This window comes from Streptomyces sp. NPDC054887 (genome assembly GCF_053610585.1).
Genome location: NZ_JBSGYQ010000029.1, coordinates 60,872 through 83,858, shown reverse-complemented (window position 1 = coordinate 83,858; position 22,987 = coordinate 60,872). Strand labels below are relative to the sequence as shown.

The 22,987-nt window shown below is 72.8% G+C and carries 25 protein-coding genes; 10 read left to right on the top strand and 15 right to left on the bottom strand.

The features are described from left to right. Positions 1 to 66 precede the first annotated feature (66 nt). The gene (locus ACWGH0_RS18340; protein WP_453405187.1) at positions 67 to 516 is read left to right on the top strand and encodes a nitroreductase family deazaflavin-dependent oxidoreductase; all 450 of its coding nucleotides are present in this window, start codon (positions 67 to 69) and stop codon (positions 514 to 516) included. Between the two features lie 192 nt (positions 517 to 708). Here ACWGH0_RS18340 and ACWGH0_RS18335 read toward each other — a convergent pair whose 3' ends face one another. After that, positions 709 to 1,923: a geranylgeranyl reductase family protein gene (locus tag ACWGH0_RS18335; protein WP_453405186.1), complete on the bottom strand. Its 1,215-nt coding sequence runs from the start codon at positions 1,921 to 1,923 to the stop codon at positions 709 to 711. A 162-nt stretch (positions 1,924 to 2,085) separates the two neighbouring features. Between ACWGH0_RS18335 and ACWGH0_RS18330 the strand changes: the two genes are divergently transcribed. Together ACWGH0_RS18330 and ACWGH0_RS18325 are read left to right on the top strand one after the other, a co-directional pair. Beyond that, positions 2,086 to 3,450 carry a M20/M25/M40 family metallo-hydrolase gene (locus ACWGH0_RS18330; RefSeq protein ID WP_453405185.1) on the top strand — a complete coding sequence of 455 codons (1,365 nt, stop codon included), beginning with the start codon at positions 2,086 to 2,088 and terminating at the stop codon, positions 3,448 to 3,450. A 105-nt stretch (positions 3,451 to 3,555) separates the two neighbouring features. After that, positions 3,556 to 4,269 carry an MBL fold metallo-hydrolase gene (locus ACWGH0_RS18325; protein ID WP_453405184.1) on the top strand — a complete coding sequence of 238 codons (714 nt, stop codon included), beginning with the start codon at positions 3,556 to 3,558 and terminating at the stop codon, positions 4,267 to 4,269. Here ACWGH0_RS18325 and ACWGH0_RS18320 read toward each other — a convergent pair. After that, positions 4,228 to 5,265, bottom strand: coding sequence for an NUDIX domain-containing protein (locus ACWGH0_RS18320; RefSeq protein WP_453405183.1), 1,038 nt, complete (start codon positions 5,263 to 5,265; stop codon positions 4,228 to 4,230). The two genes, ACWGH0_RS18325 and ACWGH0_RS18320, sit on opposite strands and share 42 nt — an antisense overlap. A gap of 262 nt (positions 5,266 to 5,527) precedes the next feature. Between ACWGH0_RS18320 and ACWGH0_RS18315 the strand changes: the two genes are divergently transcribed. Continuing rightward, positions 5,528 to 5,716: a hypothetical protein gene (locus ACWGH0_RS18315; RefSeq protein WP_453405182.1), complete on the top strand. Its 189-nt coding sequence runs from the start codon at positions 5,528 to 5,530 to the stop codon at positions 5,714 to 5,716. A 70-nt stretch (positions 5,717 to 5,786) separates the two neighbouring features. Here the strand turns inward: ACWGH0_RS18315 and ACWGH0_RS18310 are convergent, their stop codons facing one another. Further along, positions 5,787 to 6,305: a tetratricopeptide repeat protein gene (locus ACWGH0_RS18310; RefSeq protein WP_453405181.1), complete on the bottom strand. Its 519-nt coding sequence runs from the start codon at positions 6,303 to 6,305 to the stop codon at positions 5,787 to 5,789. Positions 6,306 to 6,380: 75 nt separating this feature from the next. Continuing rightward, positions 6,381 to 7,340, bottom strand: a complete 960-nt coding sequence (locus tag ACWGH0_RS18305; protein WP_453405180.1) for an ROK family protein — start codon at positions 7,338 to 7,340, stop codon at positions 6,381 to 6,383. Between the two features lie 201 nt (positions 7,341 to 7,541). Between ACWGH0_RS18305 and ACWGH0_RS18300 the strand changes: the two genes are divergently transcribed. Further along, complete coding sequence (locus ACWGH0_RS18300; RefSeq protein WP_453405198.1) at positions 7,542 to 8,531, top strand: LacI family DNA-binding transcriptional regulator; 990 nt, start codon at positions 7,542 to 7,544, stop codon at positions 8,529 to 8,531. 145 nt (positions 8,532 to 8,676) lie between these two features. On the opposite strand, the gene ACWGH0_RS18295 is transcribed toward ACWGH0_RS18300, so the two are convergent. The 6 genes from ACWGH0_RS18295 to ACWGH0_RS18270 all read right to left on the bottom strand — a co-directional run bounded on the left by ACWGH0_RS18295 (position 8,677) and on the right by ACWGH0_RS18270 (position 15,133). Then, on the bottom strand, positions 8,677 to 10,506 hold the full coding sequence (locus tag ACWGH0_RS18295) for a serine/threonine-protein kinase (RefSeq protein ID WP_453405179.1): 1,830 nt from the start codon (positions 10,504 to 10,506) through the stop codon (positions 8,677 to 8,679). An 84-nt stretch (positions 10,507 to 10,590) separates the two neighbouring features. Beyond that, on the bottom strand, positions 10,591 to 11,889 hold the full coding sequence (locus ACWGH0_RS18290; protein ID WP_453405178.1) for a DUF6986 family protein: 1,299 nt from the start codon (positions 11,887 to 11,889) through the stop codon (positions 10,591 to 10,593). Between the two features lie 163 nt (positions 11,890 to 12,052). Next, positions 12,053 to 13,015 carry an electron transfer flavoprotein subunit alpha/FixB family protein gene (locus ACWGH0_RS18285; protein WP_453405177.1) on the bottom strand — a complete coding sequence of 321 codons (963 nt, stop codon included), beginning with the start codon at positions 13,013 to 13,015 and terminating at the stop codon, positions 12,053 to 12,055. A 57-nt stretch (positions 13,016 to 13,072) separates the two neighbouring features. Beyond that, positions 13,073 to 13,858: an electron transfer flavoprotein subunit beta/FixA family protein gene (locus tag ACWGH0_RS18280; RefSeq protein WP_453405176.1), complete on the bottom strand. Its 786-nt coding sequence runs from the start codon at positions 13,856 to 13,858 to the stop codon at positions 13,073 to 13,075. A gap of 201 nt (positions 13,859 to 14,059) precedes the next feature. Continuing rightward, positions 14,060 to 14,602: a flavin reductase family protein gene (locus ACWGH0_RS18275; protein ID WP_453405175.1), complete on the bottom strand. Its 543-nt coding sequence runs from the start codon at positions 14,600 to 14,602 to the stop codon at positions 14,060 to 14,062. A 204-nt stretch (positions 14,603 to 14,806) separates the two neighbouring features. Beyond that, positions 14,807 to 15,133 (bottom strand): TlpA family protein disulfide reductase, encoded by a 327-nt coding sequence (locus ACWGH0_RS18270; RefSeq protein ID WP_453405174.1) that lies wholly within the window; start codon positions 15,131 to 15,133, stop codon positions 14,807 to 14,809. Between the two features lie 239 nt (positions 15,134 to 15,372). On the opposite strand from ACWGH0_RS18270, the gene ACWGH0_RS18265 reads away from it, so the two are divergent. Then, positions 15,373 to 16,095, top strand: coding sequence for a lysophospholipid acyltransferase family protein (locus ACWGH0_RS18265; protein WP_453405173.1), 723 nt, complete (start codon positions 15,373 to 15,375; stop codon positions 16,093 to 16,095). A gap of 8 nt (positions 16,096 to 16,103) precedes the next feature. On the opposite strand, the gene ACWGH0_RS18260 is transcribed toward ACWGH0_RS18265, so the two are convergent. The 4 genes from ACWGH0_RS18260 to ACWGH0_RS18245 all read right to left on the bottom strand — a co-directional run bounded on the left by ACWGH0_RS18260 (position 16,104) and on the right by ACWGH0_RS18245 (position 20,050). After that, on the bottom strand, positions 16,104 to 16,703 hold the full coding sequence (locus ACWGH0_RS18260) for a transglutaminase domain-containing protein (protein ID WP_453405172.1): 600 nt from the start codon (positions 16,701 to 16,703) through the stop codon (positions 16,104 to 16,106). A 73-nt stretch (positions 16,704 to 16,776) separates the two neighbouring features. Then, positions 16,777 to 17,862, bottom strand: a complete 1,086-nt coding sequence (locus ACWGH0_RS18255; protein WP_453405197.1) for a threonine aldolase family protein — start codon at positions 17,860 to 17,862, stop codon at positions 16,777 to 16,779. Beyond that, positions 17,859 to 18,626, bottom strand: a complete 768-nt coding sequence (locus ACWGH0_RS18250) for an SDR family NAD(P)-dependent oxidoreductase (protein WP_453405171.1) — start codon at positions 18,624 to 18,626, stop codon at positions 17,859 to 17,861. The genes ACWGH0_RS18255 and ACWGH0_RS18250 overlap by 4 nt, the downstream gene beginning before the upstream one ends. A gap of 26 nt (positions 18,627 to 18,652) precedes the next feature. Continuing rightward, positions 18,653 to 20,050, bottom strand: coding sequence for a DUF6421 family protein (locus ACWGH0_RS18245; RefSeq protein ID WP_453405170.1), 1,398 nt, complete (start codon positions 20,048 to 20,050; stop codon positions 18,653 to 18,655). A 294-nt stretch (positions 20,051 to 20,344) separates the two neighbouring features. On the opposite strand from ACWGH0_RS18245, the gene ACWGH0_RS18240 reads away from it, so the two are divergent. After that, positions 20,345 to 20,470 carry a hypothetical protein gene (locus ACWGH0_RS18240; RefSeq protein ID WP_453405169.1) on the top strand — a complete coding sequence of 42 codons (126 nt, stop codon included), beginning with the start codon at positions 20,345 to 20,347 and terminating at the stop codon, positions 20,468 to 20,470. Positions 20,471 to 20,508: 38 nt separating this feature from the next. Beyond that, a complete protein-coding gene (locus ACWGH0_RS18235; RefSeq protein WP_453405168.1) occupies positions 20,509 to 21,192 on the top strand; it encodes a glycerophosphodiester phosphodiesterase in 684 nt (227 codons plus the stop codon). 51 nt (positions 21,193 to 21,243) lie between these two features. Here the strand turns inward: ACWGH0_RS18235 and ACWGH0_RS18230 are convergent, their stop codons facing one another. Next, on the bottom strand, positions 21,244 to 21,795 hold the full coding sequence (locus ACWGH0_RS18230; RefSeq protein WP_453405167.1) for a GNAT family N-acetyltransferase: 552 nt from the start codon (positions 21,793 to 21,795) through the stop codon (positions 21,244 to 21,246). 71 nt (positions 21,796 to 21,866) lie between these two features. Between ACWGH0_RS18230 and ACWGH0_RS18225 the strand changes: the two genes are divergently transcribed. Beyond that, positions 21,867 to 22,253, top strand: a complete 387-nt coding sequence (locus ACWGH0_RS18225) for a VOC family protein (protein WP_453405166.1) — start codon at positions 21,867 to 21,869, stop codon at positions 22,251 to 22,253. Positions 22,254 to 22,349: 96 nt separating this feature from the next. Continuing rightward, a complete protein-coding gene (locus ACWGH0_RS18220) occupies positions 22,350 to 22,916 on the top strand; it encodes a DUF5134 domain-containing protein (protein ID WP_453405165.1) in 567 nt (188 codons plus the stop codon). Positions 22,917 to 22,987: the final 71 nt, after the last annotated feature.

Here is a 22,987-nt window from a genome sequence, read left to right as displayed (position 1 = left end):
TGGATCAGCGATCGCGTGCACACTGCTCACAAGCGAGAGCAGTGCTCACGAAACGAGGGGGAGTCCATGTCCGCACACGTACAGAAGCCCGGCTGGTTCACTGTGAAGGTCCTGAACCGCACCGTCGCCTGGCTCACGCGCCGCGGCCTCAGCATCCGCGGCGCGAAGGAACTCGCGGTGCGGGGCCGCAAGAGCGGCGAATGGCGCCGCACCCCGGTCAATCCGCTGATCGTCGACGGCGCGACGTACCTCGTGGCAGCCCGCGGGCACGTCCAGTGGACGCACAACATGCGCGCGGCCGGCGGCGGCGAACTCCACCTCGGCAAGAAGGCCGAAACTTTCACCGCCACCGAAGTCCCCGACGACGAAAAGCCCGAACTGCTCCGCGCCTACCTCAAGCGCTGGAAGGCGGAGGTCGGCGTGTTCTTCGGCGGCGTGGGCCCGGAGTCCTCCGCCGAGGAGCTGCGCCGCATCTCCCCCGACCACCCCGTCTTCCGCATCAGCGTGCGTACCTGACGAGGGAGGAGAGTTCGCTCCTCGGGCGTCCCGCAGCCGCCGCGCCGCCCACACCGCCTACGGCGCCCGCCCGGCCGCAGGCCGACCGACCGTCCGACGGCTCTTGAGCCGGCCGAACCGGCCCGACGGCCCGACGACCCGACGGCCCTTGAGCCTCCGAGCCCGCCGCGCCGTCCACGCCGCCCCAGCCGCCTACGCCTTGTCCAGCGCGCTCAGGGCGCGCTGGACGACCGGGCGCGTCCGTACGATCTCGCCCAGGGTCGTCGACCCGCGCGTGACGCCGGCGAACATCTTCCAGGCGGGCCGGAATCCGGTTATGGCGGCGTGCAGCAGCCCCGGCCGCCGCTCGAACAGCGCGAGCATCCGCCGTCCGACGCCCATCTCCACGCCGAGGCCGGCCTTGATCGCGAAGGCGTAGTTCAGCGCCTGCCGGCGGGCGTCCACGGCGTCCTGCGCCTCAGCGATCCGCACCGCCCACTCCCCCGCCAGCCGCCCGGACCGCAGCGCGAAGGAGATGCCCTCGCGGGTCCACGGCTCCAGCAGTCCCGCCGCGTCCCCGCACACCAGAACCCGGCCGCGCGACAGCGGCGAGTCGTCGCTGCGGCACCGCGTGAGGTGCCCCGAGGAGACGGCGGGCTCGAAGCCGGCCAGCCCCAGCCGGGCGATGAAGTCCTCCAGGTACCGCTTGGTGGCGGCCCCGTCGCCGCGCGCCGAGATGACCCCGACGGTCAGCGTCTCACCCTTGGGGAACACCCAGCCGTAACTGCCCGGAATCGGGCCCCAGTCGATGAGCACCCGCCCGGCCCAGTCCTCGGCGACCGTCTCCGGCACCGGGATCTCGGCCTCCAGGCCCAGGTCCACCTGGTCGAGCTTCACCCCGACGTGTGCCCCTATCCGGCTCGCGCTGCCGTCCGCGCCGACGACCGCCCGCGCCAGCACGGTCTCGCCGCCCGCCAGGACGACGGCGACCGTGCGCCGGTCCGGCACGGCCGCGCCGTGCTGCTCGACGCGCGCCACCGTAACTCCGGTGCGCACCTCGGCGCCCGCCTTCTGCGCCTCCGCGACCAGGGCCGCGTCGAACTCCGGCCGGTTGATGAGCCCGAAGAGCATCTGCTTCGACCGGCGTGTCCGCGAGAGTTTGCCGCCCAGCGAGAACGTCACGGCGTGCACCCGGTCCTTGAACGGCAGTTCGAAACCGGGCGGCAGCGCGTCGCGCGAAGGCCCGATGATGCCTCCGCCGCAGGTCTTGTAGCGGGGGAGCTCCGCCTTCTCCAGAAGGAGTACGCGCCGTCCCGCGACCGCCGCCGCGTATGCCGCCGACGCCCCGGCGGGACCGGCGCCGACCACGACCACGTCCCACACCGGCTCGTCGCGCTCACGTCCGGCGTCTGCGTTCTCGCTGCTCACGATGTGCTTCTGCTCCTGATCCGCCCGGTGATCCGTACTGCTGACGCATCCTACGGCGCAGGAGCCGCCGATCTCGCTGTGGGAGGATCGGTCGGTGCTTGTCGGCCACCCCGTACGAACACATACCGGCACTACAACGTCGCACTCACGAGGAGCGTGCCCATGACCGCCGAACCGATAGCAGAGACCATCGCCTCGCTGATGCCCCGCGCGCGGACGGAGCTCGCCGAGCTGGTGGCCTTCCGGTCGGTGGCGGACCCCGCGCAGTTCCCCAGGAGCGAGTGCGAGGCGGCCGCCGTCTGGTGCGCCGACACGCTGCGCGCCGAGGGCTTCCAGGACGTCGCTCTCCTCGACACCCCCGACGGCAGCCAGTCGGTGTACGGATTCCTGCCCGGCCCGGCGGGCGCGCCGACCGTCCTGCTGTACGCGCACTACGACGTGCAGCCGCCGCTCGACGAGTCCGCGTGGGTCTCGCCGCCCTTCGAGCTGACCGAGCGCGACGGCCGCTGGTACGGGCGCGGCGCCGCGGACTGCAAGGGCGGCTTCATCATGCACCTGCTCGCACTGCGCGCCCTCGGGGCGAACGGCGGCGTACCGGTCTCGGTGAAGGTGATCCTGGAGGGCTCGGAGGAGCAGGGTACGGGCGGTCTGGAGCAGTACGCCGAGGCGCACCCCGAGCTGCTCGCCGCCGACACGATCGTCATCGGCGACACCGGCAACTTCCGCGTCGGCCTGCCGACGGTCACCGCGACGCTGCGCGGCATGACCATGCTCCGCGTGCGGGTGGACACCCTCGAAGGCAACCTGCACTCGGGCCAGTTCGGCGGCGCGGCCCCCGACGCGCTCGCCGCGCTCATCCAGCTGCTGGCCTCGCTGCGCGACGAGGACGGGTCCACGACTGTGGACGGCCTGACCGCCGCCTCCTCGTGGGACGGCCTCGACTACCCCGAGGAGGAGTTCCGCAAGGACGCGCGGGTCCTCGACGGGGTCGGTCTGATCGGCAGCGGCACGGTCGCCGACCGCATCTGGGCGCGCCCCGCCGTCACCGTCATCGGCATCGACTGCCCGCCGGTGGTCGGCGCGACCCCGTCCCTCCAGGCGAGCGCTCGGGCGCAGATCAGCCTGCGGGTGCCGCCGGGGCACGACGCCGCCGAGGCGACGGAGCTGCTCACGGCGCACCTGATCGCGCACACGCCGTGGGGTGCGCGGGTCTCGGTGGAGCAGGTGGGCCAGGGCCAGCCGTTCAAGGCGGACGTGACCAGCCCCGCGTACACCTCGATGGCCGACGCGATGCGCGTGGCGTACCCGGGCGAGGAGATGCAGACGTCCGGGATGGGCGGCTCGATCCCGCTGTGCAACACGCTCGCGGCGCTCTACCCGAAGGCCGAGATCCTGCTCGTCGGACTGAGCGAGCCGGAGGCGCAGATCCACGCGGTGAACGAGAGCGTCTCGCCGCGGGAGCTGGAGCGGATGTCCGTCGCCGAGGCGCTGTTCCTCGCCAACTACGCGCGTTCGCAGAAGGGTTAGGCCCTCTCAGCAGTCACCGGACCGGCCGGCACTTCAGCGCTGGGCGGACATCGCCGACAGCGTAGATCCGTGCGGCGGACGGCAGGCCCGTCGTACGTTCGCCGCATGGATCTCGTCGAAGTAGTCCCCGGCCGCCTGCACATGTTCCGCTTCCGCGTCGGCCAGGCGTACCTCTGGCGCGACGGCGCGGAGCTGACTCTGATCGACGCGGGCGACAAGGACGCCGCGGCCGGCATCGAGGAGGCGGTACGGAGCCTGGGGCTTCGCCCGCGGGACATCCGCCGGATCGTCCTCACGCACTGCCACCGGGACCACGTCGGCGCCGCCGGTGAGCTGGCCGGCCGGTACGGCGCCGAGGTGATCGCGCACCGGCTGGACGCCCCCGTGATCCGCGGCGAGCAGCCCGTGCCCGAGCCCGTGCTGCTGGACTGGGAACGCCCGCTGTACGCCCACGGGCTGACCGTGCCGCCGGCCCCGGCCACCCGGGTGGACCGGGAGGCCGAGGACGGCGATCTGCTCGGGTTCGGCGACGGTGCGCGGGTCGTGCACGCTCCGGGGCACACGGACGGGAGCATCGGGGTGCACCTGCCGCGGCACGGCGTGCTGTTCACCGGCGACTGCGTCGCGGGCGTCGGCCGGGTCATGCTCGGCGTCTTCAACACGGACCGCGAACGGGCCCTGGCGTCGTTCCGCCGCCTGGCGGCGCTCGACCCCGCCGTCGCCTGCTTCGGCCACGGAGACCCCCTGACGGACGGCACGGCCGCCGTTCTGCGGGCATCAGCCGACCGGGACTCCGGCCTCCAGATTGAGCACGGCTGACCGCTCCCGGGCCCGCAGCGCCCAGCGCAGCCGCGCGTAGCGGTTCGGCGGCAGCAGTCCGGCGGCCTCCGCCTCGGTGACGAAGCGCCAGCCGCGCAGTTCGGAGCCGGGCAGGACCACCCGGCCCGCCGCCGCGCTGTCGAGCCTGCCGCCGTCGAAGATCAGCCGCAGGCCGCCGTACGCGGGCGGCCTCGGCGGCTCCCAGTCGACGACCAGCAGCCTCGGCACATCGGCGAGTTCTATCCCCACCTCCTCCTCGACCTCCCGCATGCCGGCGCGCGCGGGCGCCTCCCCGCGCTCCACGATCCCGCCGGGGAACTCCCACCCCGGCTTGTAGGTGGGGTCCACGAGCAGCACCCGGTCCGCCTCGTCGAAGAGCAGGACGCCCGCGGCGACGGTCTCGGCCGTCGGCTCGGGCGTCTGCACGATCTCGCAGCTCCCTGCGGCCCCCGTCCGTACCGCCTCGGCGATCCGTACGGCCGTCTCGGCGGGGGTCAGCGCGCTGGTGTCGACGACGTGGGCGTCGGCGGCCAGCCAGGAGAGCGCGGCGCGGTACGGCTCGATGTGCTCGTACGCCCACTGCCGTACGCGCTCGCTGCCCTCGGGGTCGTCGGGCAGCTTCTCGCGGGCGGCGATCCGTCCGCGGAGGATCGTTTCGTCCGCCGTGAGCAGTACGTGGCAGACGGGGATGCGCCGGGCGGCGAACCCGCCGAACAACTCGTCACGGTACTCCTGGCGCAGAAGTGTCATCGGCACCACGAGGGTGCCGCCCACCTCGGCGAGCAGCGCGGCCGCGGTGTCCACGACCAGCCGGCGCCAGATGGGCAGGTCCTGGTAGTCGCCGACCTCCGCCAGCCGCTTCTGCGGCAGTAGGTGTCGAAGTCCCCCGCCGATCAGTCCGGGGTCGTAGAAGGTGCTGTTCGGGATCAGATCGATCAGTTCGCGCGCGGCGCTGGTCTTGCCCGCACTGAACGCACCGTTGATCCAGACGATCACGGTTCCCCCTCTTCCGTCGCCCCCTGTGGCCTGCCCGCGACACCGTGCCACGGAAACCCGGGGTCACCGCATGGTGCCCGCGACCGTTTGGGCACACAACCGTGCCCTTGCTGTTGCATGCCAGGGGCAACGGTCCGGGGCACCGGCGGCGTCGAACAGGGAGAGGGCGCCCCGGCGGGACGCGGGACCGTGACGCACGCGCGCGGAGTCTCGTTGGGGCAACTGGAGCAGGAGTTCGGCAGACACGGGAGCGGGGTGCGCGATGAGTCGCACGGTGTTGGAGCAGTTCCCGGCCGGCGGCCCCAGGGGCAGCTGGCCGGCCGAGGAATTCGCCCTGGCCCGGCGGGCGGAGGGGTGTCCCGCGGAGGTCGTGATGGACCTGGAGGCGGACGCCTTCCTGGTGGTCGTGGCGCAGCGCGCGTCGGAGGCCGGCTCGCAGGGGCGGGGCTAGCGGACCGCGCCGGGACGCCGCCGGGCGCCGCGGGCCGGGTACGCCCTTCGCCTCGGCCGGTGCGCGGCGGTCAGACCCGCGGCGCGCCCTCCGTCGCGTCGAGGTCGTCGGCGTACTGCTCGATCGCCCGGCGGTACTGCCGCACGCCCGGGTCGCCGCTCGTGGCCGCCAGGGTCCTGAGCAGCGTCCGTACGGCTTCGCGGCCCTGGCCGGTGTTGTAGAGGGCCATGGCCAGGAAGGACTCCAGAGCCGGATCGCCGGGGAACTCCGCCAGGCCGAGGCGCAGGGTGCGCAGGGCCTGTTCGTAGGAGCCCAGGACGCGGTAGGTGCTGCCGAGCCCGAGGAAGACGCCGTGGCGGTCCGCTGCGGGCAGGCCCGGGACGGCCAGCGCCCGTTCGTAGAAGGGGACGGCCTCGCGCTCCAGGCCCAGCACGTCGTGCGCCCACGCGGTCTGGTACGCGATCTCGGCGTCCCGGGGGAACCGCTCGGCCAGGTCCACCAGAAGGACGCGGGCCTCGCCGGCCCGGCCCTCCTCGCGCAGCCGTACGGCCGCGGCCAGGGTCGCGTCCCGCTCTTGATCACCGTTCACGGGGCCACGCTCGCACGGCGGCGGCGACCGCGGCAAGGTCCGGTCGCCGGCGCGGACCGGCCCCCTGACGCGCGGTCAGCCGACGCACGTGGCCGCCTCGCCCGGCTTCCCGCCCAGCACCGCGGCGGCCGCCGCGCCGACCAGCCCGGCGTCCGTTCCCGTCAGGGCCGGCACGACGTCGAGGCGCTGCACGAACGAGAGCGCGGCGTACGTGCGCAGCGCCCGGCGCAGCGGTGCGAAGAGCACGTCTCCCGCTCCCGCCACTCCCCCGCCGACGACCGCGATGTCGATCTCGACGAGCGTCGCGGTGGCGGCGATGCCGGCGGCGAGGGCCTGGGCGGCGCGTCCGTACGACGCCACGGCGACGGGATCACCGGCGCGGGCGGACGCCGCCACGGCGACGGCGGTGGCGTCCCCGTCCGGCCCCGGGCGCCAGCCCTGTTCGAGCGCCCGGCGCGCGATGTTGGGGCCGCTGGCGATGCGTTCGACGCAGCCGCGCGATCCGCAGGGGCACGGGTCGCCGTCGAGGTCGACGCTGATGTGGCCGATGTGGCCCGCGTTGCCCGTCGGCCCCGGGTGCAGCCGGCCGTCGAGGACGAGACCCCCGCCGACGCCGGTGGACACGACCAGGCACAGCGCGTTGTCGTGCCCGCGCGCCGCGCCCTGCCAGTGTTCGGCGGCCGTCATGGCGACGCCGTCGCCGACGAGGGTGACCGGGCGGCCGCCCGCCGTACGGTGCACCCGGTCGGCCAGCGGGAAGTCCCGCCAGCCGGGGACGTTGACGGGGCTGACGGTGCCGGCGGAGGCGTCCACGGGGCCGGCGCTGCCCACGCCGACGGCCGTGGCGCGCTCCCACAGCGGGGACGCGCTCAGCCGGTCCAGCACCTCCGAGACGGCACGCATCACGCTCTCGCCGTCCTCCTGGGCGGGCGTGGGCCGCTGGGCACGCAGCAGAATCCGGCCGCCGTCGTCCACGAGCGCGCCGGCGATCTTGGTGCCGCCGATGTCGAGAGCGGCGACGAGGTCGGTGTGCATCGGTGTGGGTTCTCCAGGCGGGACGGGCGGGACAGGGGTGTGGCAGGTCAGAGCCAGTCTCCAGCCAGTTGACAACGTTGTCCAGGGCCTATGCTCGATGCCACACCCTTACGCACTGATCGCATCCGACTACGAAGAGGACATCACACTGTGGCCGAGACCGAAAGCCGCTCCGAGCTCCGTTACGGCAACCGGCCGACCATGAAGGACGTCGCCGCCCGCGCCGGAGTCGGCCTGAAGACGGTCTCGCGCGTGGTGAACGGCGAACCGGGCGTGACGCCCGACACCGAGAAGCGCGTCCACGAGGCGATCGAGGCGCTGGGATTCCGCCGCAACGACAGCGCGCGCGTCCTGCGCAAGGGCCGCACCGCGAGCATCGGCCTGGTCCTCGAAGACCTCGCCGACCCGTTCTACGGGCCGCTGAACCGCGCCGTCGAGGAGGTCGCCCGCGCGCACGGTGCCCTGCTCATCAACGGATCGAGCGCCGAGGACCCCGCGCGCGAGCAGGAACTGGTCCTCGCACTCTGCGCCCGGCGCGTCGACGGGCTGATCGTGATCCCCGCCGGTGACGACCACCGCTACCTGGAGCCGGAGATCGCGGCGGGCGTGGCCACCGTGTTCGTGGACCGCCCGGCGGGCAGGATCGACGCGGACGTGGTGCTGTCGGACAGCTTCGGCGGCGCGCGTGAGGGCGTGGCCCACCTGATCGCGCACGGTCATCGCCGTATCGGCTTCGTCGGCGACCAGCCGCGCATCCACACCGCGGCCGAGCGCCTGCGCGGCTACTACGCCGCGATGGAGGACGCCGGGCTGGCGGCGGACGACGCGTGGGTGTCGCTCGGCAGCACGGCCCCCGAGCGCGTGCGGGACGCGGTGACCGCGATGCTGGACGGCCCCGAGCCCGTCACCGCCGTATTCGCCGGGAACAACCGGGTGACGGTGACGGTGGTACGGGTCCTCGCCGGCCGGGAGCGTCCCGTGGCCCTCGTCGGATTCGACGACATCGAACTCGCCGACCTGCTGCGGCCCGGTCTCACCGTCGTCGCGCAGGACGCCACGCTCCTGGGCCGCACCGCGGCGGACCGCCTGTTCCGACGCCTCGACGGCGCCGACGACGCACCCGCGCGCGTGGAGCTGCCAACGCGCCTGATCGCGCGCGGATCGGGCGAGATCCCGCCGTGGACGGGCTGAGGCGGTACGCCGCGGACGCCGGCCGAGGGGGCGCGGCAGCCTGGACCGGCCCAGCGGCGGCCCGAGACGGCCGCCGGGCCGGCACACCGGCGGCCCAGGAACGGGCGTCGGGCGTCAGGCGTCGGGCGTGAGGCATCGGGCGGCCTCAGCACACCGGGAGGCCCGGGACAGGTGCGTCGTTGGCGCCGCCCTGGATGTAGACGTCGCTGACGAACACCCCCGCGTTGCCGCTGTCGTCGTCGGTCTTGGCCCACCAGACGTTCGTCCACTGGCCGTCGGTCTCCCGGCGGCCCAGGTTCTGCTGGCAGTAGAAGTAGTTGGTGCCCGCGTTGAGCACGCCGGCCTCGGCCCCGGCCGCCGTGTACGACTTCGCGGTCTTCCACACCGTGCAGTTGTACTTGCCGCCGCCGATGCCGTGGCAGACGGGTTCCGGGTCGGCCTCGCCGCCGCCGGTCGTGGCCGTCGAACCGCCGCTGCCGGTCGCGCCGGACGAGGAGCCGCCCGAGTCGCCGGCCCCGCCGGTGCTCGCCGAGCCGTCGGAGGAGCCGCTCGTACCGGCGGCCCCGTCGTCGGAGTCCCCGCCGGTGGAGTCCTTGCCGTCGTCCCCCTCGGCGTCGGCGTCCTTGGCACCGCCGCCGTCGCCGTCACCGTCCGCCGGGGGTTTCGCGTCCGGCCGCGCGCTCTTGTCGGCGGCCTGCCCGGCCTGCTTGGTGCCACCGGGCTTCTTCGCGGTGGACGACTCGCCCGCCACCGGACTGCCGTCGAGGCTGCGGCCCGCCGCGTTCTCCTCCGCCTCCTGGCCCCGCGCGGCGGCCTGCTGCTCCGTACCGCCGGTGAGGACGTACGTCGCGCCGCCGCCGGCCAGCAGGACCGCCACCACGCCGGCCGCGACCAGGGCCACCCTGCCGCTCCCCGTCCCGCGGCCCCGGCGAGAGGCGCCGGTCACGGCGGCCTGGGCGGCGACCGCAACGGGCTCGCCGGACTGAACGGGCTGAACGGGGGGCGCGGGCTGGGCGGGCGGCGCGCCCGGCGTCGCGGGGCCGAAGCCCTCCGGCCGGTGCGGCAGCACGTCGCACACCGTCTCCTCGCGCGGCGCACCACCGCCCCGGACACCGCCCGCCAGGGCCGTCGTGTCCTCACCGGCGGCCACGGCGGCGAGGAGCAGGGCGGCCTGCTGGGCGTCGGGGCGGCGTGCCGGGTCCTTGTCCATCAACTGCTGGAGTACGGGGCCGAGCGGCCCGGAGCGGCGCGGCTCGGGCAGCGGGTCCGCGACGATCGCGGTCAGCGTCGACCAGGTCGACGTACGGCGGAACGGAGAACCGCCCTCCACCGCGGCGTACAGCGTCGCGCCGAGCGCCCAGACGTCGGACGCGGGCCCCGGTTCCTGCCCCTGGGCGCGCTCGGGCGCCAAGTAGTCGAGGGAGCCGACCAGTTCGCCGCTGCGCGTCAGGTGCGTCGCCGAACCGTCGCCCGGGTCGTCCATCGCGGCGATGCCGAAGTCGGTCAGCACGACCCGGCCGCTGGTGCGGTCCAGCAGTACGTTGCCCGGCTTCACGTCGCGGTGCAGCACCCCCGCCCGGTGGGCGGCGGCCAGCGCTTCGAGCACCTTGGCGCCGATGGACGCGGCCTCGCGCGGCTCCAGGAGTCCCCGCTCGGTCAGGACGTCGTCCAGGGAGGGCCCGTCGACGAGCTCCATGACGATGACCGGGCGGCCGTCGTGCTCGGCGACGTCGTGGACGGCGATGACTCCGGGGTGGCGGACGCGGGCGGCGGCCCGCGCCTCGCGCTGCATCCGGATCCGCAGGCCGTCGAGTTCGGGCGCCGACGAGTCGTTGTACGTCCGCAGTTCCTTGACCGCGACCTCGCGGCCCAGCACCTCGTCGACGGCGCGCCACACGACGCCCATGCCGCCGCGCCCGAGCTGCTCCACCACTCTGTAGCGGCCGGCCAACCGCTCGTTCTCCCCCGTAGCCACCGCTGCCCCGTTCCTGTGTTCCGACTGAGATCGGGTACAGCGTACGGGGCGGCGGTGACGGCGCCGGACGGCGTCCGGGGGCTGTTACTTGGCCGTTGCCGTGAGGTCTCCGCGGCGCGGCGACGCGAAGCCGTCGAGGTCCGCGCGGGTGAGGCCGGTGAGCCGGGCGACCTCGGCGGTGTCGAGGGCGCCGCAGTCGATGCCGCGCAGCAGGTAGCCGCTGAGCGCCTTGGCGGTGGCGGGCTCGTCCATCACGTCGCCGCCGGCGTGGTTGACGTACGCGGCCAGGCGCGCCGCTGCCTGCTCGTAGCCCTCGCGGTAGAAGGCGAAGACGGCCGCGTAGCGGGTCGGGATGTGGGCGGGGTGCATGTCCCAGCCCTGGTAGTAGGCGCGGGCCAGGGCGCGGCGGGTGAGGCCGTAGTGGAGCCGCCAGGCCTCGTGGACGTGCTCGGTGGCGCCGACCGGCAGGACGTTGGTGGAGCCGTCGGAGACGCGTACGCCGGTGCCGGCCGCGGCGACCTGCATGATGGCCTTGGCGTGGTCGGCGGCCGGGTGGTCGCTGGCCTGGTAGGCGGCGCTGACGCCGAGGCAGGCGCTGTAGTCGAACGTGCCGTAGTGCAGTCCGGTGGCCCGGCCCTCGGCGGCGCCGATCATCCGGGCGACGGCGGCGGTGCCGTCGGCGGCGAGGATGGACTGGCTGGTCTCGATCTGGATCTCGAAGCCGATGCGGCCTGCGTCCAGGCCCCGCGCCTTCTCGAACTCCTCGACCAGGCGCACCATCGCGGTGACCTGCTCCGGGTACGTGACCTTGGGGAGGGTCAGGACCAGGCCGTCGGGCAGCCCGCCGGCCTCCATCAGGCCGGTGAGGAAGATGTCGAGGGTGCGGATGCCGCGGTCGCGTACGGCGGCCTCCATGCACTTCATGCGGATGCCCATGTAGGGGGCGGCCGTGCCGTTCGCGTACGCCTCGCTGATCAGCCGGGCGGCGCGGGCGGCGTCCGCGTCCTCTTCGGCCCCGCCCTTTCCGCTGTAGCCGTCCTCGAAGTCGACGCGCAGGTCCTCGACGGGCTCGCGCTCCAGCTTGGCCCGTACGCGGTCGTACACCGGGCCGGCGAGGTCGTCGGACAGCCCGAGGACGGCGGCGAAGGAGGCGGCGTCGGGGGCGTGCTCGTCGAGCGCGGCGAGGGCCTGGTCGCCCCAGGAGCGGACGGTGTCGGCGGCGAAGACGTCGCCGGGCACGTAGACGGTGTGCACGGGCTGGCGGGTGCCGGGGTCGCCCGGGTAGCGGCGGGCGAGCTCCTCGTCGACCGGTACCAGGGAGGCGCTGATGCCCTCGCTGACCGCGCCCGTGAGGCTTGTCGCCACCTTCTCCTGCTGACCCATGACCAACCCTCCAGTTTTCCGCTGCGCGGAAGCAACAATCCGCATGGTGAAGTTAACGGCCGGTCGTGACCTGCGTCAATGGTCTCCTGAAAGCGGCCGGGGCCGCGCGGTGAAGATCACCGCGCGGCCCCGGGGGGTGCTACCGCTCACGCTGCCGGCCAGGTCAGCCCTTGCGGGCGTTGACCTCTTCGGTCAGCTGCGGGACGACCTCGAAGAGGTCGCCGACCACGCCGTAGTCGACGAGGTCGAAGATCGGAGCCTCGGCGTCCTTGTTGATGGCGACGATGGTCTTCGACGTCTGCATGCCGGCCCGGTGCTGGATCGCGCCGGAGATGCCGGACGCGATGTAGAGCTGCGGGGAGACCGACTTGCCGGTCTGGCCGACCTGGTTGGAGTGCGGGTACCAGCCGGCGTCCACGGCGGCGCGCGAGGCGCCGACGGCGGCACCGAGCGAGTCGGCCAGGGACTCGATGATGTGGAAGTTGTCGGCGCCGTTGACGCCGCGGCCGCCGGAGACCACGATCGCGGCCTCGGTCAGCTCGGGGCGGCCGGTGGACTCGCGCGGGGTGCGCGAGACGACCTTGGTGCCGGTCGCGCTGTCACCGAAGGAGACGGAGAGCGCCTCGACGGCGCCGGCGGCCGGGGCGGCCTCGACCGGCGCGGAGTTCGGCTTGACGGTGATGACGGGCGTGCCCTTGGAGACACGGGACTTGGTGGTGTACGAGGCGGCGAACACGGCCTGCGTGGCCACCGGGCCCTCGTCGCCGGCCTCCAGGTCGACGGCGTCCGTGATGATGCCGGAGCCGATGCGGACCGCGAGGCGGGCCGCGATCTCCTTGGCCTCGGCGGAGGACGGCACGAGCACGGCGACCGGGGAGACGGCGTCGTAGGCGGCCTGGAGCGCGTCCACCTTGGGTACGACGAGGTAGTCGGCGAACTCGGGGGCGTCGGCGGTGAGGACCTTGACGGCGCCGTGCTCGGCGAGCGCCGCGGCGGTGTCCTCGGCGCCCTTGCCGAGCGCGACCGCGACCGGGTCGCCGATGCGGCGGGCGAGGGTCAGCAGCTCAAGAGTGGGCTTGCGGACGGCGCCGTCCACGTGGTCGACGTAGACGAGAACTTCAGCCATGGGACTTCAATCTCCTGCGAGTGCGAAGAATCTGGGGGCGTATGAGGGGGCGCGGGCCTAGATGAACTTCTGGCCCGCGAGGAACTCGGCCAGCTGCTTGCCGCCCTCGCCCTCGTCCTTGACGATCGTGCCCGCGGTGCGCGCCGGGCGCTCGGTGGCCGACTCGACCTTGGTCCAGGAGCCCGCGAGGCCGACCTCGTCGGCGTCGATCTCCAGGTCGTCCAGCTCCAGGGACTCCACCGGCTTCTTCTTGGCGGCCATGATGCCCTTGAAGGACGGGTAGCGGGCCTCGCCCGACTGGTCCGTCACGGAGACGACGGCCGGCAGCGCGGCCTCGAGCTGCTCGCTCGCGGCGTCGCCGTCACGGCGGCCCTTGACGACACCGTCCTCGACGGAGACCTCGGAGAGCAGCGTGACCTGCGGGACGCCCAGGCGCTCGGCCAGGATCGCCGGGAGGACGCCCATGGTGCCGTCGGTCGACGCCATGCCGCAGACGACCAGGTCGTAACCGGTCTTCTCGATGGCCTTGGCGAGCACCAGCGAGGTGCCCATGACGTCGGTGCCGTGCAGGTCGTCGTCCTCGACGTGGACGGCCTTGTCGGCGCCCATGGACAGCGCCTTGCGCAGGGCGTCCTTGGCGTCCTCGGGGCCGACGGTCAGCACGGTGATCTCCGCGTCGTCGGCCTCGTCGGCGATCTGCAGCGCCTGCTCGACGGCGTACTCGTCGAGCTCCGACAGCAGGCCGTCGACGTCGTCGCGGTCGACGGTCAGGTCATCGGCGAAGTGCCGGTCGCCGGTGGCGTCGGGCACGTACTTCACACAGACAACGATCCTCAAGCTCACGCCGGCTCTCCTACTGCATCGTCTATTTCTTGACTGCCTCGTTGCAGGCAGCATAGGCGCCTGAAGGGGCGGATCCCGGTCGGGGCCAACCCCGGTCCGACTGGAATATTACTCGTCAGTACATCCAGAGCGTTCCCCGTAAGCAAGCGCTTTGAACTGTGACCTTGCCAACGCTGAGTAATCGGCGCGGACGGGGAACTCTCAGTCCCTGAGCGCGTTGAAGCGTCCCTGGTGGTACAGCAGCGGCCGGCCGGCTCCCGCCGGGTCTCCGGCGACGACCTGGCCGAGCACGATCCGATGATCCCCCGCAGGGACGCGCGCCACCACACGGCACACCAGCCACGCCAGCACTCCGTCCAGTACGGGCACCCCCTCGGGCCCCGTGCGCCACCGGGTGGGCGGCGCGAAACGGTCGGCGCCGCTGCGGGCGAAGGTGGCCGCCAGCTCCATCTGATCCTCGGCGAGTATGTGGACGCCGACGTACCCGGCCTCGGCCAGCACCGGCCAGCTGGACGAGCCGGCGCCCACGCCGAACGAGACCATCGGCGGATCGGCGGACACGGAGCTGAGCGAGGTGGCGGTGAAACCGACCGGGCGCTCCTCACCCCGGGCCGTGATCACGGCGACGCCGGCGGCGTGCCGGCGGAAGACCGACCGCAGCAGCTCCGGAGAGCCTTCGAGAGGCTGCCGCGGGGTCCCGGACCGCGACTGGCGCGGCACGGCGAGGTGGGGTGAAACCGTCATGGGGATGCCCTTCGTGTCCTTCTGCGGGTGATGCGTGCGGGCCCGTCCGTGCTCAGACACCGGGACAGCGCGCGCTCGCGTTGCGGGCCAGGTCCACGTGGACCCGCTTGTGAAGGAGGAGTTCTGACGGCACACGGTCAGATTGACGACCACCGACCGGTGCGGTCAAGCCGGCTCCGCGGGATGGGACCCAGGCCACGGCCCTCATACGGCGTGTCCGAGCGCGGCGATGACGTCGGCCCGGCGCGGCTGCCCGGAGGCTCTGCGCACGATCCTGCCGCTCGCGTCGAGCACGAGCACGGTGGGGGTCGCGAGGATGCCCAGTTCGCGTACGAGATCGAGGCGCGCCTCCGCGTCGATCTCCACGTGCGCGACGCCCTCCACCATGTCCGCCACCTCCGCCAGCGTCCTGCGGGTGGCGCGGCAGGGCTGGCAGAACGCGCTGGAGAACTGCACGAGCGTCGCCCGCGCACCCGTCACGGCGCCCAGTTCAGCGGCGCTCAACCGCTTGCCGCCGTCGTGCTCCGGCATCTGCCGCCTCCCTGTCCGCCGCCGCTCTTCCTGCCTTGTTCCCCCACTTTGGTCGCAGCGCTCACCGCAGCGCGACGATTCCCCATGTTTCCGCACGTGACGAGAATCTCGCCCATGAACGCCGTCAGGACTGGCTACTCGGCCTTTCATGGGGCACGATCTGCCCAACGCGGCTAAACCTACGGCCGCGTAACCTCGCCGGGAGAGCCCTCCCCGGGCACAGAAGGGTCCCCCCTGACATGGCAGAACTCGTCTATCGACCGGTCATCGGTGCCGCTCTCACCTTGTTCAAGGCGCTGGACCTGAAGATCGACACGCAGGGTTCTGAGAACATCCCCCGTACCGGTGGCGCGGTGCTGGTGAGCAACCACATCAGCTACCTGGACTTCATCTTCTCGGGCCTCGGCGCGCTGCCGCAGAAGCGCCTCGTGCGCTTCATGGCGAAGGACTCGGTCTTCCGCCACAAGGTCTCCGGTCCTCTGATGCGGGGCATGAAGCACATCCCGGTGGACCGCAAGCGCGGCGAGGCGGCGTACGCGCACGCCCTCGACTCGCTGCGCTCCGGCGAGATCATCGGCGTCTTCCCGGAGGCGACGATCTCCGAGTCGTTCACGCTCAAGAGCTTCAAGTCGGGTGCGGCGCGCATGGCCCAGGAGGCCGGCGTCCCGCTGATCCCGATGGCGCTGTGGGGCACCCAGCGGATCTGGACCAAGGGCCGGCCGCGCAACTTCGGCCGCAACCACATCCCGGTGACCATACGGGTCGGCGAGCCGATGGAAGCCCCCACCGACGAGTTCGCCGGCGCCATCACGCGCCGGCTGCGCGGCCGGGTGCAGGAGTTGCTGGAAGCCGCCCAGCGCGCCTACCCGGTGCGCCCGAAGAATGCCGAGGACACCTGGTGGGTCCCGGCCCACCTCGGCGGTTCCGCGCCCACGCCCGCGCAGGTGCGCGAGGCCGGCTGACCGGACGGTCAGAGGGCGGTGGGCAGAGTCCGCCAGAGGTACGGCCGGTCCGGGGCGGCCCGCAGGGCGCCCAGGACCGCCGGGTGGGGCGCGGCGTACAGCATCGGGTAGTCCACTTCGCCGAGCTCCGGACGGGCCGCGAAGGCCAGCCGTTCGCCGTCCACGGAGAATCGCGCGTCCACGCCGGGCTTGTTCCCCCGGGGGTCCTGGCGCAGCCAGTCGGCGCGCCCGGGGAGTCTGACCGCCACGAGGCCGTGGATCGCCGGAGCGGAGCCGTCGTCGTCCGTGAGCCGCTGGTAGCACAGGGCGGTCGGGATGCCTTCGGCGCGCAGCAGGGCCGCGAGCGCGTGGGCCTTGGCGTAGCAGATGCCGGTGCGCAGCGCGAGCACGTCCGAGGCGCGCCACGTGACGCGCGGGTCGTCCGCGTCATGGGAGTGCGGCACGGTGTCGCGTACGAACGTGTACGCCGCCTCGGCGTATGCGTATGCACCCGGCGCCTGGGCGCGCAGTCGTGCGGCCGTCTCCCGCACGCGTGGGTGCTCGTGGTCGATGGCGTTGTCGGCGGCCAAGTAGGCGGAAAGTTCAGGGTGTTGCTGGGTCAGCTCCATGCGTCAGAGCGTAGGTATGCGCCCGACCGGAAGTCAATGACTTTCCAGTCGGGCGCATATCTATGCAGTTTCGCTACCTGGCCATCTCTTCCTTGAGCGCCTGCACGAAGCCGTCCACGTCGTCCTCCGTGGTGTCGTAGGAGCACATCCAGCGGACGTCCCCCTCCGCCTCGTCCCAGAAGTAGAAGCGGTAGAGCTTCTGCAGCCGCTCGCTGACGTCGTGGGGCAGGCGTGCGAAGACGGCGTTGGCCTGGACCGGGTAGAGGATCTCCACGCCGTCCACCTGGCGGACGCCGTCGGCCAGGCGCTGCGCCATGGCGTTGGCGTGGCGGGCGTTGCGCAGCCACAGGTCGCGCGCGAGCATCGCCTCCAGCTGCACCGACACGAAGCGCATCTTGGAGGCGAGCTGCATCGACAGCTTGCGCAGGTGCTTCATGGCGCGCACCGCGTCGGGGTTCAGGACGACGATCGCCTCGCCGAACAGCATGCCGTTCTTCGTCCCGCCGAAGGACATGATGTCCACGCCCACGGCGTTGGTGAAGGCCCGCATCGGTACGTCGAGCGAGGCCGCCGCGTTGGATATCCGGGCCCCGTCGAGGTGCACCTTCATCCCGTGGGCGTGCGCGTGCTCGCAGATCGCGCGGATCTCGGCGGGCGTGTAGACGGTGCCGAGTTCCGTGTTCTGGGTGATCGACACGACCTGCGGCATCGCCCGGTGCTCGTCCTCCCACCCGTACGCCTGCCGGTCGATGAGCTCGGGCGTGAGCTTGCCGTCCGGCGTCGGTACGGTCAGCAGCTTCAGCCCGCCCATACGCTCCGGGGCGCCGCCCTCGTCGACGTTGATGTGCGCCGACTCGGCGGCGATGACCGCGCCCCAGCGGTCGGTGACCGCCTGGAGGGCCACCACGTTCGCGCCGGTGCCGTTGAAGACGGGGAACGCCTCGGCCCGTCCGCCGAAGTGGCTGCGGATGATCCGCTGGAGGTTCTGCGTGTAGTCGTCCTCGCCGTAGGCGACCTGGTGGCCGCCGTTGGCGAGGGCGACGGCGGCGAGCACCTCGGGGTGCGCGCCGGCGTAGTTGTCGCTCGCGAAGCCGCGCACCCGCGGGTCGTGGTGCCGGCGTGCGTCGGTCTTCGCCGCGTGCGTCGGATCCGGGTTCACGGCTTGGGAGTCAGCCACAGACGCTGTCCATTCACTTCACTGGCGGGCTGGTCCCAGACCCCGGCAATGGCCTCGGCCAGTTCCTTGACGTCCGTGAAGCCCGCGAACTTCGCGTTCGGGCGCTCGGCGCGCATCGCGTCGTGCACCAGTGCCTTGACGACCAGGATCGCAGCCGCCGTACGGGGGCCCTCCTCGCCCCCCGCCTTGCGGAACGCGTCCGCGAGCGCCAGGGTCCACGCCTCGGCGGCGGCCTTGGAGGCGGAGTACGCGGCGTTGCCGGCGGTGGGCTTGGACGCACCCGCCGCGCTGATCAGCAGGTAGCGGCCTCGGTCGCTGCGCAGGAGCGGCGCCTGGAAGGCGAGGGAGGTGTGCTGGACCGTACGGATCAGCAGCTTCTCGAGCAGGTCCCAGTCCGCCAGGTCGGTCTCGGCGAAGGTCGCGCTGCCGCGCCAGCCGCCGACGAGGTGGACCATGCCGTCGATGCGGCCGAATTCCTTCTCGGTCTTGTCCGCCCACTCGCGGGTGGCGCCGAGGTCGAGCAGGTCCACGGTGTCGCCGGTGACGGTGGCGCCGCCGTGCGCGTACCGGGCGGCGTCGACCGCCTCCGCCAGGCGCGCCGGATCGGCGTCGGCGCCGACCACGGTCGCGCCCGCCTCGGCCAGCCTGAGCAGCGTGGCGCGGCCGGCCGGCCCGCCCGCTCCGGCCACCGCGACCACAGCGCCTTCCAGCGATCCCCCGTTGCTGTTGCCGATGCTGCTGGTCATGGTCGTCGCCTCCTGGTCGCGATGGCTCACGCGGCCACCCGCTCGGCACTCGTCGCGGTGATCCCCTTGGTGGCGGCGATCACGTTCTTGAGCTTCTTGGAAAGGGCCTCATAGAACATGCTCAGCGGAAACTCGTCCGGAAGCACATCGTCCACGAGCTTGCGCGGCGGCAGCGACAGGTCCAGGGCGTCCGGGCCCTTGGCCCAGCGCGAGCCGGGGTGCGGGGCGAGGTACGTCGACACCAGGTCGTACGCGGCGAACCAGTGGACCAGCTTCGGGCGGTCGATGCCGGCCCGGTAGAGGTCCTCGATCTCGGCGCAGAGCTGGTTGGTGACCTGGGGGGCGCGCTCCCAGTCGATCTTCAGCGTGTTGTCGGTCCAGCGCACCACGTCGTGCTTGTGCAGGTACGCGAAGAGGAGCTGGCCGCCGAGACCGTCGTAGTTGCGGTTGCGGTCGCCGCTGACCGGGAAGCGGAACATACGGTCGAACAGCACGGCGTACTGGACGTCACGGCCGTGGGCGTTGCCCTCGGCCTCCAGCTTCACGGCCTCCTTGAAGGCGGTGAGGTCGCAGCGCAGCTCCTCCAGGCCGTACATCCAGAACGGCTGGCGCTGCTTGATCATGAAGGGGTCGAACGGCAGGTCGCCGTGGCTGTGGGTGCGGTCGTGGACCATGTCCCACAGGACGAACGCGTCCTGGCAGCGCTTCTGGTCGGAGACCATCGCGCGGATGTCCTCCGGCAGGTCGAGGCCGAGGATGTCGACCGCCGCCTCGGTGACGCGGCGGAAGCGCGCGGCCTCGCGGTCGCAGAAGATGCCGCCCCAGGTGAAGCGCTCGGGGGCCTCGCGGACGGCGATCGTCTCGGGGAAGAGCACGGCGGAGTGGGTGTCGTACCCGGGCGTGAAGTCCTCGAAGGTGATGCCGAGGAACAGCGGGTTGTCGTAGCGCGTGCGCTCCAGCTCCGACAGCCACTCGGGCCACACCATGCGCAGGACGACCGCTTCGAAGTTGCGGTCCGGGTTGCCGTTCTGCGTGTACATGGGGAAGACGACGAGGTGCTGGAGGCCGTCCGCGCGCTGCTGGGCGGGCTGGAAGGCGAGCAGCGAGTCCAGGAAGTCGGGGACGGCGAAGCCGCCGTCGGCCCACTTGCGCAGGTCGGCGACGAGCGCGCGGTGGTACGCCGCGTCGTGCGGCAGCAGCGGCGACAGCGCGTCGACGGCGCCGATCACGCGGCCGACGGTCGCCTCGGCCGTGGCGCGTGCCGGGGCGCCCTCGGCGTCGAGGTCGATGGACCCGTCCGCCGACTGCCAGGGCCGGATCGCCTCCACGGCATTCTTGAGCTCGAGCCAGGCATCGTGCTCGACCACGCGCCGGGCATCGGATATGCCGTCGGCGACTGTGTCCTGCACAAGAATTTCCGTCATGTCACTTCCTCCACGGGAGAACCTCGCGTCAAGGCACCGTATAGGTCTTCAGCTCTCCCATTCAAGCCCATCCTCAGTAAATTATCCTGCCCAGCCCCCTTGATCGCCGCCGATCTTCCTGTCTCGCGTCGTACGGGCGACTGCTTCTGCCAGCCAGTGGCGCTCCGCGACCACCACCCGGCGGCGCTCGGCGGGGCGGCGTGGGGGTGGGCACGGCGTCAACATGCGACCGGACCCGCCCCGCGCGGGTGACGGAGTTGGCGCAACAGCGCCCGGGGGCGGTAGGACGGGCGGGTGAGCACCCGCGCAGTCCTCGTCGCCGCCCTGATCACCGGTCTGATCCTCGGCATCGCCGGCACCCGGGCGGAGCGGTCCGCTTCCCCGCGCGAGACGGGTTCCCTCCTGGAAGCGGGCCGTTAGGCTGCCGGGGAGCCGCTGTCGACGGAAGCGAGACTGCCTTGAGTTTCCTCACCATTGGTCACCGCGGGGTCATGGGTGTCGAGCCCGAGAACACCCTCCGTTCCTTCGTCCGCGCCGAGCAGGCCGGCATGGACGCCATCGAACTGGACCTGCATCTGAGCAAGGACGGCGCCCTCGTGGTCATGCACGACGCCGAGGTGGACCGCACGACCGACGGCCGGGGCGCGATCGCCGACCTGACCGCCGCCGAACTGCGCGGCCTCGACGCCGGGCAGGGCGAGCGCGTCCCGTTCTTCGAGGAGGTCCTCGACACGGTGAGGTCGCCGCTCCAGGCGGAGATCAAGGACGTGGCGGCGGCCCGGGCGCTCGCCGAGGTGATGCACCGGCGGGACCTGGCCGACCGGGTGGAGGTGTCGTCGTTCCACGACGAGGCGGTCGCCGAGATCGCGTCGCTCGTGCCCGGCGTACGGACGGTCCTCGTCGCCAGCCGCTACGGCAGCGACGTCGTGGACCGCGCCGAGGCGGTGGGCGCGGCGACGCTCGCGCTGAACATCCGCCGGCTGACGCTGGAGACGGTGGAGCGCGCCCACGACCGGGGGCTGCGGGTCATCGGCTGGGTGGTCAACACGCAGGACCACCTGCGGCTGGCGCGGGCGCTGGAACTCGACGGCGCGACGACCGACTACCCGGAGATCCGCCGCACCGGCCGCTTCACGGCGTAGGCCCGGCGGGCGCGGCGCCCGCGCGAGGGCCCCCGCCCGCCGCGGGCGCCCCTAGGCCAGCGCCTTGACCAGCAGCTCGAACTGGAGGTCGTCGCGCTGCGGGACGCCGAAGCGCTCGTCGCCGTACGGGAAGGGGGTCATCCGGCCCGTACGGCGGTAACCGCGCCGCTCGTACCAGGCGATGAGGTCCTCCCGTACCGAGATCACCGTCATGTGCATCTCGCGCGCGCCCCAGACCTCCCGCACCGTCCGTTCCGCCTCGGCGATGATCACCTTTCCGAGCCCGGCTCCCTGCATGTGGGGGCGCACGGCGAACATGCCGAAGTACGCGGCCTCGCCCCGGTGTTCGAGCTGGCAGCACGCGACGAGCTCGCCGTCCCGCTCGACCGTGAGCAGCCGGCTGTCGGGCGACCTGATCACATCGAGCACGCCCTCGGGATCGGTCCGCTGCCCCTGGAGGATGTCCGCCTCCGTGGTCCACCCGGCGCGGCTCGCGTCCCCCCGGTACGCCGACTCGATCAGCGCCACGAGCGCGTCGGCGTCGGCCTGTGTCGCGTCGCGGAAGGTGAGCTCTGCGGCGGCCGGGCGCGGGGTGGTCTCCATGAGGGGCGCTCTCCAGATCTGTACGTCGGGTCGGGCGTCCCCGAGCCTAACCCGCGCTAATGTCCGGGTGCATGGTGCATGTACTGAGCGGCAGAACGCTGTTGCGGCCCACGGATCCGGAACGCTCCCGCGCGTTCTACGGAGAGGCGCTGGGCCTCGCGGTGTACCGCGAGTTCGGCACGGGCCCGGAGCGCGGCACGGTGTACTTCCTCGGCGGCGGCTTCCTGGAGGTCTCCGGCCGCTCCGACACACCGCCCGCCCCCGGTCTCCAGCTGTGGCTCCAGGTCGCGGACGTGGCGGCGGCGTACGAGGAGCTGTCGGCGCGCGGCGTGGACGTGCTGCGCCCGCCGGTGAAGGAGCCCTGGGGGCTGATCGAGATGTGGATCAGCGACCCGGACGGCGTGCGCATCGCGGTCGTCGAGGTGCCCGCGGACCACCCCCTGCGCTACCGCCCCTGACCCCGGCGCGCGCCCCCCGCACCCCAGTGCGCTCGCGTACAGGGGTGCGCGCGTGGGAATCGACGGGACGGACACCGTCGATGGGGGAGGTACGCCGTGCACGGACAGACGATGTCCGGGTGGCTGCTGGTGGCCCTGTGCGCCGCGACCGGCGCGTACTGCCTGCTGCGTCTGCGCAGCGGCGGGGCGCAGCACCGCGAGGAGGCCGCCGGTGAGGCGCTGATGGGGTTCGGCATGGCCGCGATGGCGGTGCCGGCCGCCGTGCTCGCGCCTCCCGCGTGGGGCTGGGCGCTGTACGCCGCCGTGTTCGGCGGGGCCGCCCTGCGGGGGCTGTGGCAGGCGCGGACGGGCGCCGTGCACGCGCACCACGTGGTCGGGTCGCTCGCGATGGTCTACATGGCCCTGGTGATGGCGCCCGGGGGCGGCGCCGGGCACCGGGCGCACGCGGCCGGGTACGCGGCGGGCGGCGTCCCGCTGCTGACCGGCGCGCTGCTGCTGTACTACGTCGCGTACGTGCTGCGCTCGGGGGTGCGGCTGCTGCCGGTCGAGGCGGGGCGGGCGGGACCCGGCGGGGCGGTCGCCTGGGGTGCGCGGCCGGAACTCGCGCTGGCCTGCCGCCTCTCCATGGGGCTGGGCATGATCGCCATGCTGGTCACGCTCTGAGGGACGCGCGCGCGAGCGTGTGCTGCGTCACTTGCGGTCCGGGACCATACCCGGGAGTAGGGCCGCGCTCA